Below are 15,274 nucleotides of genomic sequence, written 5' to 3'. Positions count from 1 at the left end.
GCCGGATAAAATAATAAAGCACCGGGCTCCCCCGATGCTCTATCGCCTTATTCTAGAAATTGGAGTAAATAGCGTTGTCCACGCTTCCAGCGTAAATAATGAAGACAAACAAAATGATGAAAAGCAAAAGCCCATAAATAATAGTTCCGATAATTCCACAAACAAGTCCGGCAATTGCCAAGCCCTTTCCTTGCTCATATCTCCGCTTGAGTTCTTTTAAAGACAAGCTAGAGAAAATAATCGCCATAATCCCCAGAAGAAAACCGACGTAAGGAATCAGGAGTGATAAAATTCCCAATACCAAAGCCGCGATCGACTTGCCGTTCGTCTTCTGAACAACCGGGGGTCCCGGTGGAAACGGCGGTGGGTAGTTATTCATCGTTGAATATTGATACTGCTGATCTGACGGATTTCGATCCATTCAATAAGGTCCTCCCCAAAAATATATAGCTACATTATAACAGATATCCCCAGTTTCGGAGATGAAAAAGTCCAATAATTTTCTTTTTTTCAGCAAAATACACCTCGTGTCAGCCTCCAAAACAGGAAAATATTGTACCTTCTCCTTTCAGCAAACATTCAGCCTCTATTCAGATTACATTCAGCCTAGCTTCACTCTCCTTTCATATTCGCCCAATAAAATAACTGTGAGCCGCTTAATGTCGTTCGAATCATATGAAGAAAGCTGAGTGATTCTATTTGAAGAAGAAATGGTTATGGATTGTAATTGTAATCGTTATATTGGCGCTTATCGCCGTTGCCCTATCGCTGACGCTCCCGTCCAAGAACAACGCGGCAGAACCTCCGCAGCAGAGGACGACCAAGGTGACGAAGGGCAATATTACAGTTAGCGTCTCCGGATCAGGCTCCGTCATCTCCACGGATAGCGAAAGTGTCCGCACCAAGGACGAGGGTAAAGTAAATAAAGTGCTCGTCAAGACCGGTGACGTCGTTAAAAAGGGGCAGACCCTGTTAACCTATGAGGCAGTGGATTTGTCCAGCAACCTGGAGGACCAGGAGACAAATCTGCAGACGCAAAAATGGGATCTCGAGGATTTGCAGGATCAATATAAGCACAAGGTACAGGACGGTGCCTCTGAAGAGGAGTTAAAACAGATCCAGAAATCAATGGATAAACAGGAATTGAATATTACGAAGACAGAGCAGGATATCGCCACGATAAAAGAGAACATGCTTCCTCCCGATCCGTTGACTTCTCCGATTGCCGGGACGATTACTAGTGTCAACATTACCTCTGGCGAACAAGCCAAAGCGGGGAGCGAATTATTCGTCATTACCGACTATCAAAATTTAAGCGTGAAGACCCAGGTCGATGAACTTGATATTCCCGAGGTTAAAAAGGGCATGAAAGCGCGTCTCCAGTTGGACGCATTGCCAGACCAGACCATCGAAGGCACTGTCTCCGATATATCGAATGAAGGTTCAGCCTCTAACGGCGTATCCCTCTTCGATGTCACGATCAAGATGAACCCTACAGATGGTACGCGCGTCGGTATGACAGCAGAAGCAACTATTATAGTGAATGAGAAGGAAGATATTCTTAAATTACCAATCGAAGCTGTTCAGAAATTAGGTGAAAAATATTTCGTAATACTCCCATCCACGGGTACTGAGACAGAATCGAATATTCCGGCAGCAGCGGATTCGGCAAATGCCCGCAGAGCGGGAATTCAAGATAAAGCAGATGTCAGCGCTGAAAGCGGGAACAGTTCCAAAGCAGCCCCAGAAAATCCAGAGGATCTGACGGACAAGCAGGGTAGCTCAGGAACCACGAGCAATTCTAGGAACGGAAGACGAAGCATGTTAGGAAATACAAAAGAAGTCGAGGTTGGCGTTCATGATGAAAATTATATCGAGATCGTCAGCGGTTTAAATGAAGGCGACGAAGTCGTCATTCCAACCATCATGGCAGACTCGACGGATAATACTGCCAGGGAGCAATTCATTCAAGGCGGAGGGGCCGTTAGATTTGGTGAAGGCAGCTTCCGCAGCGAATCCGGCGGAATGATGCCAAGCGGTAACTTTAACGGAGGCGGCTTCACAGGCAGCAATAGGTCTAGCAGCGGGGGCAGTGCTCCTAAAGGCGGTGGCCAATAATGCCAGGTACAACATCGATGCCTCCCTTGATTGAAGTGAACCGGCTCGGACACGGCTATATGATGGCTGGCGAGATGATGAAGGTACTTTCCGATATTTCCTTCACGATTAATTACGGAGAATTCGTCGCAATAATCGGCCCTTCAGGCTCCGGCAAATCTACGCTCATGAATATGCTCGGTTGTCTGGATATCGCCAGTGAAGGCTCCTATCACTTGGAAGGCGTTGATGTCAGTAAGCTGTCCGATAACAAACTAGCCAAGATCAGGAATGAGAAAATCGGCTTTATCTTTCAATCCTTTAATTTATTGTCCAAATTAACAGCTTACGAAAATGTGGAGCTTCCGTTGATATACCGGAATATCCCGCATAAAGAGCGAGCGAGAATCGTTGAGGAATCGCTGCGGACGGTCGGCCTTGAGGACCGCATGCACCACAAACCGCCGCAGCTCTCAGGCGGTCAGCAGCAGCGTGTCGCCATCGCCCGCGCCATTGCCGGCAATCCCCCGCTTCTATTGGCTGACGAGCCTACAGGAGCGCTCGATAGCAGAACCGGAATCGAAGTAATGGAGCAAATGAAGAAGTTGAATGCCCTTGGTCGTACCATCCTAATTATCACGCATGATCTGTCGATTGCACAGCAAGCCACAAGAATCATTCATATCCAAGATGGCAGAATCATTGACGATCAGAGGGAGGCCATATGAATCTGCTGCAGAGCATCAAAATGGCTTGGAAGAGCATCATTGGCGCCAAGGTCAGATCACTGTTAACTATGCTTGGAATTATCATCGGCGTATCATCGGTCATTATTCTCGTCTCGGTCGGCCAAGGAACAACCTCACAAATTACTTCCCAACTGGAAGGACTGGGGACAGATCTGCTGACGGTAAATATTATGGGCCGGGGAGCCTCCACCTCTCTCTCGCTTGAAGAAGCGATGGCTCTCGGACAAATCGAAGGAGTTAAGGCCGTGTCCCCTGTCATTAGTGATTCCGTAACCGTTAAGAAAGAGACTACCAATGACACCATATCCGTCGAGGGGATTGTTCCTTCCTATGAGGACGTTAAAAATTTCCATGTCCAATCAGGTCGCTTTATTCTCGATCTGGACAATGACTTCCGGATGAAGGTCGCTTTAATAGGCAGCGAGGCGGCGCAAACCTTCTTCGGAAGCGACAATCCGGTCGGACAGACGATTCAATTGAATGGTTCCAGCTTCAAGATCGTTGGACTGCTGGAATCCAAGGGCTCGAGTCTTACAGCCTCTAACGATAATAAGATTCTGATTCCCTTGACGACAGCTGAACGAACATTAAGAAGTGGAGGCATCCGCTCGATTACCGTTCAAGCCAATGACTCGAAGCTGATCAGTACCGTCAAGTCATCCCTGGAAGCCGAGCTGAACAAGAAGTTCCAGAATGCGTCCAATTCCTACAGCATCTTTAACTCTCAGGACATGCTCGATACGGTAAATTCGACGACCCAGACGCTCTCCCTTGCTCTGGGAGGTATCGCAGGAATCTCGCTCTTAGTCGGAGGCATCGGGATCATGAACATTATGCTCGTCTCAGTGAGCGAAAGAACGAGAGAGATCGGGATAAGAAAGGCCATCGGAGCTAAGAAGCGGAATATACTCATGCAGTTCATGGTTGAATCCACCTTCCTCAGCGGATTTGGAGGAGTCGTGGGCATTGGGATAGGCTATTGTGTAAGTGCGCTGATTGGGCGTTATACCTCCCTAACTACAACGGTTCCTGTCTACATCGTGATGATCTCCTTCATCTTCTCCTTGTTCATCGGCATTATCTTCGGTATGATCCCGGCGAACAAAGCAGCCAGGCTGCGCCCAATCTATGCCTTACGCAGTGAATAAATTAGCTGCCTTACAGAATCAACATAAAAGCTGGCAACCGTATCTTCTACGATGCCAGCTTTTTGATGTTCGATATATAAAGAAAAAAGCACCCGAGACTTCGGGTGCTAGCTTGAAGGCCTTCGCCTCCAAGCTGTATGATTAAAAATCAATCAAACCTAGACTAATCAACAATGCATCATTTACTTTCTTCATCGTCTCATCGTCTAAATGTGTGATTTTGTCGGTTAATCTTTGTTTGTCGATCGTTCGAATCTGTTCCAGCAAAATGACGGAATCACGATCAAATCCGTGCGTCGCTGCATCAATTTCAACGTGAGTCGGCAGCTTTGCCTTTTGAATTTGAGCTGTGATGGCAGCAACGATCGCCGTTGGGCTAAATCGGTTGCCGATATCGTTCTGGATGATTAGCACCGGTCTTACCCCTCCCTGTTCAGAACCCACTACTGGGGAAAGGTCTGCAAAAAATACGTCACCGCGCTTTACGATCAATGGTTACACCCCGCTTACTAGGCGGTCCAGAGTGATGTCTGCATCTTCCTCTGCTTGGAACGCTTCAGAGGCCATGGATAGGTTAATTTTAGCCATTTCCATATAACCCCGCTGCATCGACTCGCGGATAAATCTCTTCTTCCGCTCATTCAGATACAGCTTCATGGCTTGCCGAATCAGTTCGCTGCGATTGGAATTCTCCATCGCTACGATCCCATCTACCTCCTGTAAAAGATGATCCGGTAAACTGATCATGATTCGTTTGGTATTGTGCATATTGGCCACCTTTACTTCCACCCCCAAAACCTTATCGACCCAAAACCCTTGTGTTAAAACACAGTATAGCATTATTCAAGGGAATTTATACAAGAAAATATATGCCGAGAGTATATCAAGTATGCTGCATATCATTATAAACAAAAATGATAGTACCGTACACACCTGATTCTTTCCATATTTCTATCATTCGATAACCTAGGCATAAAATCCTTCCCAGTCATAAAAAGTTTTGTTGGTTTTTGTCAGGTTTTTACGAAAGAAGCGGATTTAGTACTGATTCTGTCACGCCTTTACGTGTATACACCCGTGCAACTCGATGGGCCATCATACATACCAATTCATAATTAATCGTTCCAAGCAAGTCAGCCAACTCTTCGGCGGTAATTTCCTCGCCCAATTGCTGACCGATGAGTACAACCTCTTCGCCGGCTTGAATTTCTTCAGCATTTTCAGCCAAAGATTGTAATGACACCATACATTGATCCATACAAATCGTTCCTACAACAGGGACACGGCGTCCGCGTATCAATACCTGCGCCTTACCGCTCAACATCCGGGAATAACCATCAGCATAGCCGATTGGAAGGGTAGCAATCCGCTCTTCCCCATCGGTGATGTATTTGGCTCCGTAGCTAATGGCCGAACCGGGCGGTACTGTCTTCACCCAGACCGCCTGCGTCTTCAACGACAAGATCGGCTTCAGCTGAACCTGCTCCTTCACAACTTCATCTGAAGGATACAGACCATATAATGCGATACCGATTCGAGCCATCTGGCAGGTCAATTCCGGTAAATCGATTGCGGTAGCGCTATTACCCGTATGTATTATAGGAATATGCATTTCCTGATCCCGAAGCGCATCTACCACGCCCTGAAAACGTTTGTATTGTTCTAATGTATAGCTTTTGTCTCTTTCATCCGCGGTTGCAAAATGGGTAAACAGCCCTTCCACTTCCACATGCGGCATTTGCATCGCCCGACGAATAAAATCAACGGCTTCTTCCCCCGGCTGTAGACCAAGACGTCCCATGCCGGAATCAATTTTGATATGGACCTTCAGCTTATTCGTAAATTCTGCAGGATCCAGCGTCACAATCGTATCAAGTACTTCCTCACTGAACACGTTAAGCGTAATATCGTGTTCCCAAGCGATCCGCACTCCTTGCGGAGGCGTGTATCCAAGAACCAGTATCGGCAGGGTAATTCCCGCATTTCTTAGCTCCAATGCTTCATCCAAGAATGCCACGCTAAGATAGTCGGCTCCCAGCTTCTCGAGCTCCCGGGAGATCGGAACCGCTCCGTGTCCATAAGCATTGGCCTTTACGCAGGCTAACAACTTGATTCCTTCAGGCAGTCTGCGGCGAAATGCTTCATAATTGGCACCGAGTGCATCCAGATCTATTTCCGCTCGTGTGGGTCGATAATTCACTTGCACTTTCAAGTCACCTTCTCCATTGTTTTCAAAAAGTCCATGCCAAACGATACAATTATCGTAATGTTATGAGGTTCCCATGTCAATTCCGCTGCAAGCCCCATATTTGCAATTATGTGAAGTAATATTTTGGACAATGACAAAAAAAAGACGGAAATACGTTCTCCCGCCGGGATAATACACCGTCAGGATGAACCGCAAACCGCCTTCTCCCCATTATTTACCTGTCTGATCCTGCATCGAGGATGCGATCTTCACCATTTCCGTAACAGGCAGATTATCGCTTGTAATTCGGAATTCAAGTCCATCAATCGTCCAGGTCAAGGTCTGTAGATCATCGCCTGCGAGCCAGCCTGTTGTGAATCCTAAGTCCACCACTTCACTTGGAACAAGTGATGTAGCTCGATCCGCCGCTCTTGTCTCGGAAATCGTAAATTGATAAGCCCCTTCATATCTTTGTATGACAATGCTGCGATCACTATCTTCTACCGCCTTGCTGTCACTGTATACTACTCCTTCTGGTAAATAAGTAGGAACGATGACCCCGAATGGTTCCGAGAGGGCCGGAGAAGATGGTTCCTCAGTCCCTTGCCCGTTCGCCGCGGCATCCGGTGAGCCTGTGTCCATTCCTGCCCCAGTCTCGTCAGCCGACGGTACTTTCTCAATCAGCATTCCGTTCTCGTCTACCTCAAGCATAGTTCCCTTTGCATCCTGCGCAGCTGCATCCAGATTACGCTGCATATCGAATGACTTGTCGTCAAATTTGGTATTGAAATCGAACTTATCGAATTTCACTTCCACAACGACCTTTGCCTGTGCATCCGACACTTGAACCTGCTTCGGTGCGTAGTTCTCCTTGTTCAGCCAAATCTTCTGGCGTACTAAGGCATGAGTGTTGTAATTCGCAGCCACATCGAATACATAGCTGTCCTTATCGCTTACAAACTGCCGTGAGCTATCGCTTAGAATGCTGCGTATCAGCGTCTGGTATAAATACACCTGACCTTGGTTCTCCGGCCAGTCGCTCTGGAAGCGGAAACTCTTGTTGAGGCTTGGTGTCAGCACATAGACGCCTTGGTCGTTGCGCAGCACGATCTGAGTGATATTCTTCTGCGCGTTCGTGAGTGCTATCCGGTAGTAGGATGGCTTCTGATGCCATACCTCTACCTTGTATTCCTGTGGACTATCGCCGGTATACAAGGTCATCGTCCCGGATGTCTGGTAGCTCTCCAGTTTGGTTACGACTTTGTCCAAATCCTTAACGACACCTGCGGCGTCTTTTTTCCCGCATGCGGTCATTACGATGCCAAACACTATTATGATTGTCAGCATCCACGTGATCCGACGCATGAGATCATCCCCTCTGCAGTTTGATTTCCTAAACTGATACATGTCTATGAGGGAACTTGGCCGATTATGCAGACTAGCTTGACAAGCCGGCAAGGAAGTATGTGTATTGACTAGAGCGAGGCAAATGGAGTAAACTCCAGTTATATTCAACAACTGTGAAGAAGGGTAAGTAAATTTGCGTTCCAGGGACATGCAGAGAGCCGGTGGAAGCTGCGAACCGGTGTCCAGCGCAATATTGAATGGCCTTCCGAGTTGCTAACCGAACCGCCGCTGTAGCATAGTAGGCTTAGCCGGGCTTCCCACCGTTATCAACGGGAACGGTATCCAGGATTTCATCACTTGATATCTTTCGTACCGTGAAGAGAAATCGCCAATCAGGAACTGTCAGACTCTACTCAAGGTAGCCTAGTTCTGATGCGCGGTGAATTAAGGTGGTACCACGATAACTTCGTCCTTATTGGAGCGAGGTTTTTTTGTTTTTAAGAGCTTTGTTCAACACGTACTTTAAGGAGGTGATGACCATGGAAGATGGCTGGTGGTGGCAAGCAGATAACATGCAGTTGAATAGTTGCAGCTTTGGCTGCGCCATATCCATAACGGTCATCCCTCAGGATGGCTGTCCCCATGACAAGGAGGAAACTATCCATGAAAGAACGTATCCTAACTGGCGACCGAGTAACCGGCAAGCTCCATCTTGGGCATTATGCAGGAAGCCTGCAAAACCGCGTTGCTCTGCAGAGTCAATATGAATCCTATATCCTACTGGCCGATGTACAGGCATTGACAACCCATTTCGCAAATCCCGAGAGACTTCGTAACGCGCTGAGAGGCATCACGCTCGATTATTTAGCGGTCGGCATTGATCCTGAGCAATCTACGATATTCGTCCAATCGATGATTCCGGAGATCGCCGAGCTAACCGTCTTCTTCTCTATGTTCGTTACCGTCAATTCACTGCGCCATAATCCAACGATTAAGGCCGAATCCAAGAACAGCGGTCTGGACGAAATGTACTACGGCTTTCTGGGCTATCCCGTCAGTCAAACTGCAGACATCCTGTTCTGCAAAGCCACGATTGTGCCTGTGGGCGAAGATCAACTGCCCCATCTGGAATTAACTCGTAAAATTGCCCGCCGGTTCAACGAGTTGTATCGACCGGTATTTGCGGAGCCGCGTCCGATCATCAGCGAAAATCCCCGCTTAATCGGTACGGACGGCAACGCCAAAATGAGCAAAAGTCTCGGCAACGCGATCGAGCTTGAATCCACATCGGCAGAGGTTGAGCTGAAGATACGCAAAGCCGTGACGGACCCTTCCCGCATACACAAGCATGATCCCGGGCATCCGGATATTTGTCCAATCTACGCCTATCATCATGCTTTTCGGCCTGAAGGGGCCGCCGAGATTCACACCGAATGTACCAAAGGAGCGATCGGTTGCACCGAGTGCAAGCAGCGACTTTGCACGGCGCTGAACACCCTTCTGGAACCGATGCGTGAACGCCGTTCTTTCTACGAATCCAGACCGGGCGATGTCGATGATATCCTCAGCTCCGGTACGCGTAGAGCCCGTGCGATTGCACAGGAGACCATGCAGGAAGTTCGAGAAGCGATGAGTATGAACTATTTCTGATATATGAACGATAAAGAGGGTGTCCCTGGGCCATGGTCATGGCTTGAAGGGACACCCTCTTGGATGAATTACTGGTTCATAACGACATAGATCATCTTCGCAACTTCCGCACGGGTAAGCTCGCCCTGCGGGTCAAATTGATGATTCCCTTTGCCATTGATCACATTTTGCGCCTGCAGACGGTTTACCGCTTCCTTCGCCCAAGCTGAGATCTCAGCACGATCTGTGAAGACCGTATCTACCGTGCCTGCCGAGGATTTATGCAAATAAGACATCCAGCGGTCTATAACAACAGCTGCTTCCTCGCGAGTAATCTCTGCCTGTGGACGGAATGCGCCGCCGCTTCCTTGGATCAGTCCAAGCTCTGCAGCTACTGTCACATAACCTCCGTAGTAGGCGTTCGACGCTACATCGTTAAATGGCGAAGCTCCTTCTTTCGCTTGCAGCCCGGATGCCCGGACAAGAAGCGTGACGAAGTCGGCACGGCTAATCTCCTGATTTGGCTGGAAATGCTGCGAATCAACGCCGGTAATCACATGCTTGGCCGTCAGCTTCTGAATGAATTCCTGGGCCCAAGTACCTCCAACATCCGCAAATGTCTTATGGTACTCAAGTACAGCGAATGAAGATAGCTGATCCGTTGTAAATTCCAGGCTGCCTTGATCAAAGGTACCGCCTAAATATACGGCTTGACCACCGGAAATCCGATAAATGCCGGCATAGTCCCAGTTAAGCTGTTCTGGAGCGAGCTTTCTCTCTACCTTAACCGGCCCACCCAGGCGCTCAATTGGTATCTCTTGGCCTGCTTTTACAGCAACCATTCGCAGTGTATATACAATATCCGTGGAGAGATAATCTGTATTACTGTTCAAAACTTTCTGTAAATCGGTCCGAAGAGATGCATTGCTGATCGTCTCGATATATAGAGTCACCTTGTCCGCTTCGATTGCATCGCTCGTCAGTGACGTTGCCGGAATCGTGAGACGGATAGAACCGGCTTCAACACGAATCGTCAGCTTGCGTTCTTGTAACTGTCCCAATACAGCTGCGTCCAAATCGAGCTTGGCCGCCTCACCCGCCTCCTGCAATTGAATTAGGATTGTTCCATCTGTGGCTTGAATGGCCCGTTCCAAAACCGGCTTACTGACCGAATAAGTCCCATCTTCCCCTGCTTCAGCTACAATAACTCCATCCTTCAGCTGGCTTGAGGAATCCGGATTTGGAGTAGTCCCACCATTGCTGCCTGCACCCGGAGCAGTTGTTCCCGGATTAGGAGTTGGGTCCGGCTTTGGCTCAGGCTTTGGATCCGGACGGCCCGGGTCAGTTGCGCTCCCTGTATAGAACCCCCAGATATCGGAGGTGGCGCTGCCGCTGAACTCGTCATTTGCTCTAACATACCACTGATAGTAACGATCAGAGGTAAGGCCGCTCCAGGCCACTGAAGCATTTGCACCGCTCTTTACCTGCGCCTTCTGACCGATAAGCTGGTCGGTATAGACCTTCACACCGATATAATCCGTAGCAACGCGCTTCGTCTTCGGCTGTAGATCGAGATCCAGCGAGAACTCGTCTTTGCCTGGGTAAACTTCCGGATCATAATAGTTGTAATCATCTAAGTAAGGCGAGTAAGTCTTCATGTGCAGCTTGTTATTCTTCATATCGAACTGCATCAAGCGGATATATCCGAGTCCACCTTCCTCTGCTCCCTGATAATCGGCCAGCATTTGATACACCTTGCGGTCGCTGATACCGTCCCCATTATCATCCAGCTCATCAATTTTCAGCTGTGCGTCATGATAATGACCACTCAAGGCAGCAATCACGTTCTTATTAGGCTTAATCACCTTCTCGAAGATTTGGTCTGCAATCGGAGCACGATTGTTCGATACGAGCAAGTATTCATGCAAGGCCAGAATCGCCTTTCTCTCCGGATATTTCGCGACGACCTGATTCATCCATTCGATCTCTTTGTCACCCAATCCCCAACCCATATAGACGATGATAAAATCATTGCCTCCTGCGGATACAAGATCATAGTGACCTCGGTTATTATCGTATGAGCCAACGAATGTCGGCATCTTCTTGAATCTGTCCTCGCCAAAGTATTTCCAGTAGTTCGTATAGTCATTTTGCTGGTGGCCTACATCATGATTGCCAGCCAATACACCATAAGGAATGTTGGCATCCTCCAGCACCTTCATATTCTTATCCGCTTCCAGCCACTGATATTCCTGATATTCCTTATCGACGATATCCCCGGTGTGAATCACGTATTTCAATTTGATCTTGTCTTTATTTTCGGCGATCCACTGCACATTCTTCTGATAAATATACGGATAGTCCTGTGAATAATACTGTGTATCCGACATCCATAAGAAGGAGAAATCATAAGGGTCTTCACTGACCGGTCCTGATTTGAAAGTGGCAATCTCATCCTGAACCATAATCTGTATCGTATTGGCCTTCGCCTGATTGATCATGTAATCACCAGCCAGGACAGTAGCGCTAAGCTCAAAATCCTCTGTTCCGGCAATCTTGTAGCCAAGCTGCTCCCATTGCTGAGCAGGCTCACTCCAGGCATACAGACTTACTTTCCGACCTTCAAGAGAATGCCCATTCCATACGATATCAACTTGATCGGACGGCTTGATAGACGGATCCAAAGTTATCTCAAAACGCTGATACGGGAACTGATCCACCGCATCATTCACCAAATACTTGCCGTCCACAGCACGGATATCCTCATAATCCTGAGCAGTCAAAGCCTTCTCACCTTGTGGAACCATCACCTTTGGCGGTTCGGTATCGGAGGCGTTCTTATAGCCAGTGAATCCTTCCGAACGGTTTCCGTCATATTTGAAGCCCCGATAGAAGAATACATCCATTGGATCTTCGGTCGGGTCCGTCACATTCACGGTCAGATCAGGACGAAGAGATACCTTCTCCTGGCCCTGCTGCGGAGATACGAGCTCCGGCTGGTTCGGATTCTCATTCGGCACACTGAAGCGAATCGTCTTTTGCGACTTATTGCCTACTTTATCGGCAGCTTCCAGAACGAGAACATGCTCTCCACCCTTTAATTTTCCTGACGAAGTAGCATAAGGCAAGGCGATGGATTGATCATCCAGCTTCGCATCAAGCCAATCTATCCCTGCTCCATGATCCTCCGCGATCGCATCAATTGTAAACTCACCGCGATATTCCTTGCCGTCCTCTACAGTGGCCTGAATCGAAGGAGCAGTATTGTCAACAATAACCGTGGACGTTAATTTATCTGTACCATGCAGCAACTCAACCGTATGCTCTCCATCAGCTACTTTGCGGGTATCCCAGGAGTAAGCCTTGGATTTAAGCAGCTCTGGCGTCAAATTGAAACGGAAGCCAATCCATTCTTGTTTACCAGCGCTGTCTCCCATCTTGATCTCTTTATCACGCACCGCATAGTTAGGATCCCAGATTTCTGTGCCATCAGCGAGAAGCAGCCTGACATTTTTAATCTCGAAATCATCCTTGTTCTCCTCTACCCGGTCATCAAATGGCGAGGACTTAGACCCGGCGCGAATATAGATCGTATTATCGTCTCCCAATTGAAGACGGCTGGCTTCTATCGGGAATGATAGGGTCGTGTAACTAGTGATTGGATCCATGAATGTATATAGGATCGTCTTGTCTTTTAATGCTGGGTCGCCCATCGTAATCGCATTTTTAAAATAATAGTCTACGCTGTTCGCTTCAAATACGAAGTAAGCATCATGCTCAAGTGCCGGGATGGTATCCTGCTCGTTCAAGGCTTGTCCATTTATGCGAAGCTGCAATTCACCTGGGCCTGCTTGTTCAGCTGTCCCTTTGAGCGTCATCTCTCCGTGAACAACATCTCCATCTTTCACATTCAGACGAAGCGGAGAATGGTCCGGACCGCCAACCACGTTAACCCGTACTGTACTGGACTTGGTCTCATTCGTACCGTCCGAGACTACAAAATAGTATTCAATATAAGACCGGCCTATTAAATCGGCGGATGTTAATTTATGATGATACAGCTTGTCGTTATAGTCCTCTGTCAGATTATGTCCGACATATTCAGGCTGCTTGTCAGAGCGGATAAATACCTGAACAGAAGCTACCTGACGATCATCCTTGGCAAAGGCCTGAAGGTGAAGCGCATCCGCCTGATCGACTTCAGCTACTCCAGTCATGTCTTCTACTTCCGGTTTGATCGTATCTGGAACCACATGAACTGGAACTGCTGGCACCTGTGCATGATCTACGCTACCCGGACTAGGTGAATTGATGCCTGAGCTAATCTTAATCATCGTCGTACTGCCATCTACAGGATATTTGAACTCGATTGCCTTATCTTCTTTCGTCTCATCTCCCGCAGTTCCGCCATCATAGACTATAGCGTTATTATAATAAGCGGCCGAGATTTCTCGCTCCGTGTTGGTCTTGATCACGACGCCTCTGGAGCCTGAGTTGGCCATTCCATCACTCTGGATTAGGAATAGATTATCATTCATTACTAGATTGGTATGATAGAAATTGTTGAAATCGTCTACTGAATAACCGCTGTTCATACTATTGATGATCCAGAAGACCACCGACTTCTGAGCTGGAATTACAAAATCAGTTTTGGTCGAGGCCCACTTCACGTCAGATCCGACGCCCTTGTCAGGGTAGCGATAATAGATCTTGTAATTGTTGAAGTTTACTGGCTGATCGGTATTGTTATATATTTCGATAAATTCATAAGCATCGGAAGAAGTTCCCGTTACATTCGTTGAGTTCGGTACAAGCTCTGTCACCAGCAACTGAGGTGCGTGATCCGCATTAAATTCCGGGATATTCACACTTACAGAATAGTTCTCTACCAAGCTTCTGGCTCGGATTTTATAATCCAGTCTAGACTCTACCAGAGCAGCTGCCGGAATCGTAGCGCGATACTGCTCGCCGCCCGGATTGCTCATGGTAACTACTGTATAACGTGCCTGTGAAGGCGTTTTGTACAGCAGTTGGACTTCCGGAATAGGATTGACGCCATCAGTAAGATTCTTTACTGTAGCCAAGATCTCCAAGTCCTGAACATTTACGGCCCCCGCCGGAGAGTGAATAATTTCAGGCTGAGTCTCTTCCGCTCTTTGAGTCAATTGTTCATCCTGCACAATCCCTGGCGTTGCTGGGTTCTTCCCGGCGGTTGGAAGGAGAACCATCTCCACACTGTTTGTATCCGGGAGCTGGTACTCAATCCCCTTATTTACCGAGACATGTTCTTTATCGTAAGAAGCCGAGACGATAACACTGTTATCAACTACACTACGGATTTGGATATTGCGGGATGCGGTATTGGCCATTCCCCCGTTACCATTGATCCGGAATAGATTGACCCCTTCTACAAGATCAGCAGCCGCATTGAAATTACGGATAAAGTCCCTCTCATCAATCGACTCGTTCACCCCATTCATAACCCAGAAAACAATAGGTGAATGTGCTGGAATCGAGATACTAGAATCCGGTATCCACTTATCTTTATTGTTATAGAAGAAATAATAATCTTGACCGAATTGGATCATGTTGTCTGTGTTGTTATATACCTCTACATATTCATAGGCGTCTGAGCCAGATACATTGTCGGTATCCGGTACTAACTCCGTGATTAACAGTCTTGGAAAACTATTATCCTCTTCTGTCCCGCCGTCAGTCTGCTGTAGTTCAACGTGGTATGTCTCTGACTGAACTGACGCTCCATCTTGTTCGATCGCTTCGATATAGTAATCGAGCTGTTGACCCTCAAGGCGATCCGCCGGGATAACCGCCTTATATGTACTATCTGCTATCCAATCTAGCGAAATCGGCGCTTGGGGCTGTGCATCGACCGCATAATACACTGCAGCCGTTACTGTTTGTCCCTCACTATTAATAACAGCTTCGACCGTATAATCTTGCTGCTTATATGCAGCAGTAGGGACATGATTAATCTTCATCTCCATTGCGTTGGCCAATCCAGCCGGAACGACCAGCCCCATTAGTAAGCAACTCATGACGAGTAGTGAAATCCACCGTGTGCCTCGTACTGTAATCTTCAAAATCCTAACACTCTC

11 protein-coding genes are annotated in these 15,274 nt (G+C 47.7%); 4 read left to right on the top strand and 7 right to left on the bottom strand.

The window, feature by feature from the left end; all coding sequences use genetic code 11:
- Positions 1–52: 52 nt before the first annotated feature.
- Positions 53–421, bottom strand: a complete 369-nt coding sequence (locus ABD014_RS05935) for a DUF4190 domain-containing protein (protein WP_343858691.1) — start codon at positions 419–421, stop codon at positions 53–55.
- Positions 422–699: 278 nt separating this feature from the next.
- Here ABD014_RS05935 and ABD014_RS05930 point away from each other — a divergent pair, with 278 nt between their 5' ends.
- From ABD014_RS05930 to ABD014_RS05920, 3 genes are read left to right on the top strand one after another with little or no spacing between them, the layout of a single operon-like run.
- On the top strand, positions 700–2,118 hold the full coding sequence (locus ABD014_RS05930; protein WP_343858689.1) for an efflux RND transporter periplasmic adaptor subunit: 1,419 nt from the start codon (positions 700–702) through the stop codon (positions 2,116–2,118).
- Positions 2,118–2,825, top strand: coding sequence for an ABC transporter ATP-binding protein (locus tag ABD014_RS05925; protein WP_343858687.1), 708 nt, complete (start codon positions 2,118–2,120; stop codon positions 2,823–2,825). The genes ABD014_RS05930 and ABD014_RS05925 overlap by 1 nt, the downstream gene beginning before the upstream one ends.
- Complete coding sequence (locus ABD014_RS05920; protein ID WP_343858685.1) at positions 2,822–3,994, top strand: ABC transporter permease; 1,173 nt, start codon at positions 2,822–2,824, stop codon at positions 3,992–3,994. Before ABD014_RS05925 ends, ABD014_RS05920 begins: the two co-directional genes overlap by 4 nt.
- A 141-nt stretch (positions 3,995–4,135) precedes the next feature.
- On the opposite strand, the gene ABD014_RS05915 is transcribed toward ABD014_RS05920, so the two are convergent.
- The 5 genes from ABD014_RS05915 to ABD014_RS05895 form a co-directional block, all read right to left on the bottom strand.
- The gene (locus ABD014_RS05915; RefSeq protein WP_068779893.1) at positions 4,136–4,486 is read right to left on the bottom strand and encodes a type II toxin-antitoxin system PemK/MazF family toxin; all 351 of its coding nucleotides are present in this window, start codon (positions 4,484–4,486) and stop codon (positions 4,136–4,138) included.
- Between the two features lie 3 nt (positions 4,487–4,489).
- Positions 4,490–4,771: a CopG family ribbon-helix-helix protein gene (locus ABD014_RS05910; RefSeq protein ID WP_082790021.1), complete on the bottom strand. Its 282-nt coding sequence runs from the start codon at positions 4,769–4,771 to the stop codon at positions 4,490–4,492.
- A gap of 244 nt (positions 4,772–5,015) precedes the next feature.
- Positions 5,016–6,200 carry an alanine racemase gene (alr, locus tag ABD014_RS05905; protein WP_343859701.1) on the bottom strand — a complete coding sequence of 395 codons (1,185 nt, stop codon included), beginning with the start codon at positions 6,198–6,200 and terminating at the stop codon, positions 5,016–5,018.
- Between the two features lie 213 nt (positions 6,201–6,413).
- On the bottom strand, positions 6,414–7,547 hold the full coding sequence (locus ABD014_RS05900; RefSeq protein WP_343858680.1) for a LolA family protein: 1,134 nt from the start codon (positions 7,545–7,547) through the stop codon (positions 6,414–6,416).
- 479 nt (positions 7,548–8,026) lie between these two features.
- Positions 8,027–8,194, bottom strand: coding sequence for a hypothetical protein (locus ABD014_RS05895; RefSeq protein ID WP_343858678.1), 168 nt, complete (start codon positions 8,192–8,194; stop codon positions 8,027–8,029).
- Between ABD014_RS05895 and trpS the strand changes: the two genes are divergently transcribed.
- Complete coding sequence (gene trpS, locus ABD014_RS05890) at positions 8,193–9,179, top strand: tryptophan--tRNA ligase (protein WP_343858676.1); 987 nt, start codon at positions 8,193–8,195, stop codon at positions 9,177–9,179. The genes ABD014_RS05895 and trpS overlap by 2 nt on opposite strands.
- A 68-nt stretch (positions 9,180–9,247) precedes the next feature.
- Here trpS and ABD014_RS05885 read toward each other — a convergent pair whose 3' ends face one another.
- Positions 9,248–15,259: an S-layer homology domain-containing protein gene (locus ABD014_RS05885; protein WP_343858674.1), complete on the bottom strand. Its 6,012-nt coding sequence runs from the start codon at positions 15,257–15,259 to the stop codon at positions 9,248–9,250.
- Between the last annotated feature and the right edge of the window lie 15 nt (positions 15,260–15,274).

It is taken from the genome of Paenibacillus motobuensis (assembly GCF_039521865.1).
Classification (GTDB): Bacteria; Bacillota; Bacilli; order Paenibacillales; family Paenibacillaceae; genus Fontibacillus; species Fontibacillus motobuensis.
Note: the sequence above shows the minus strand (reverse complement) of the source record. Positions and strands in the feature narration are given on the sequence as shown.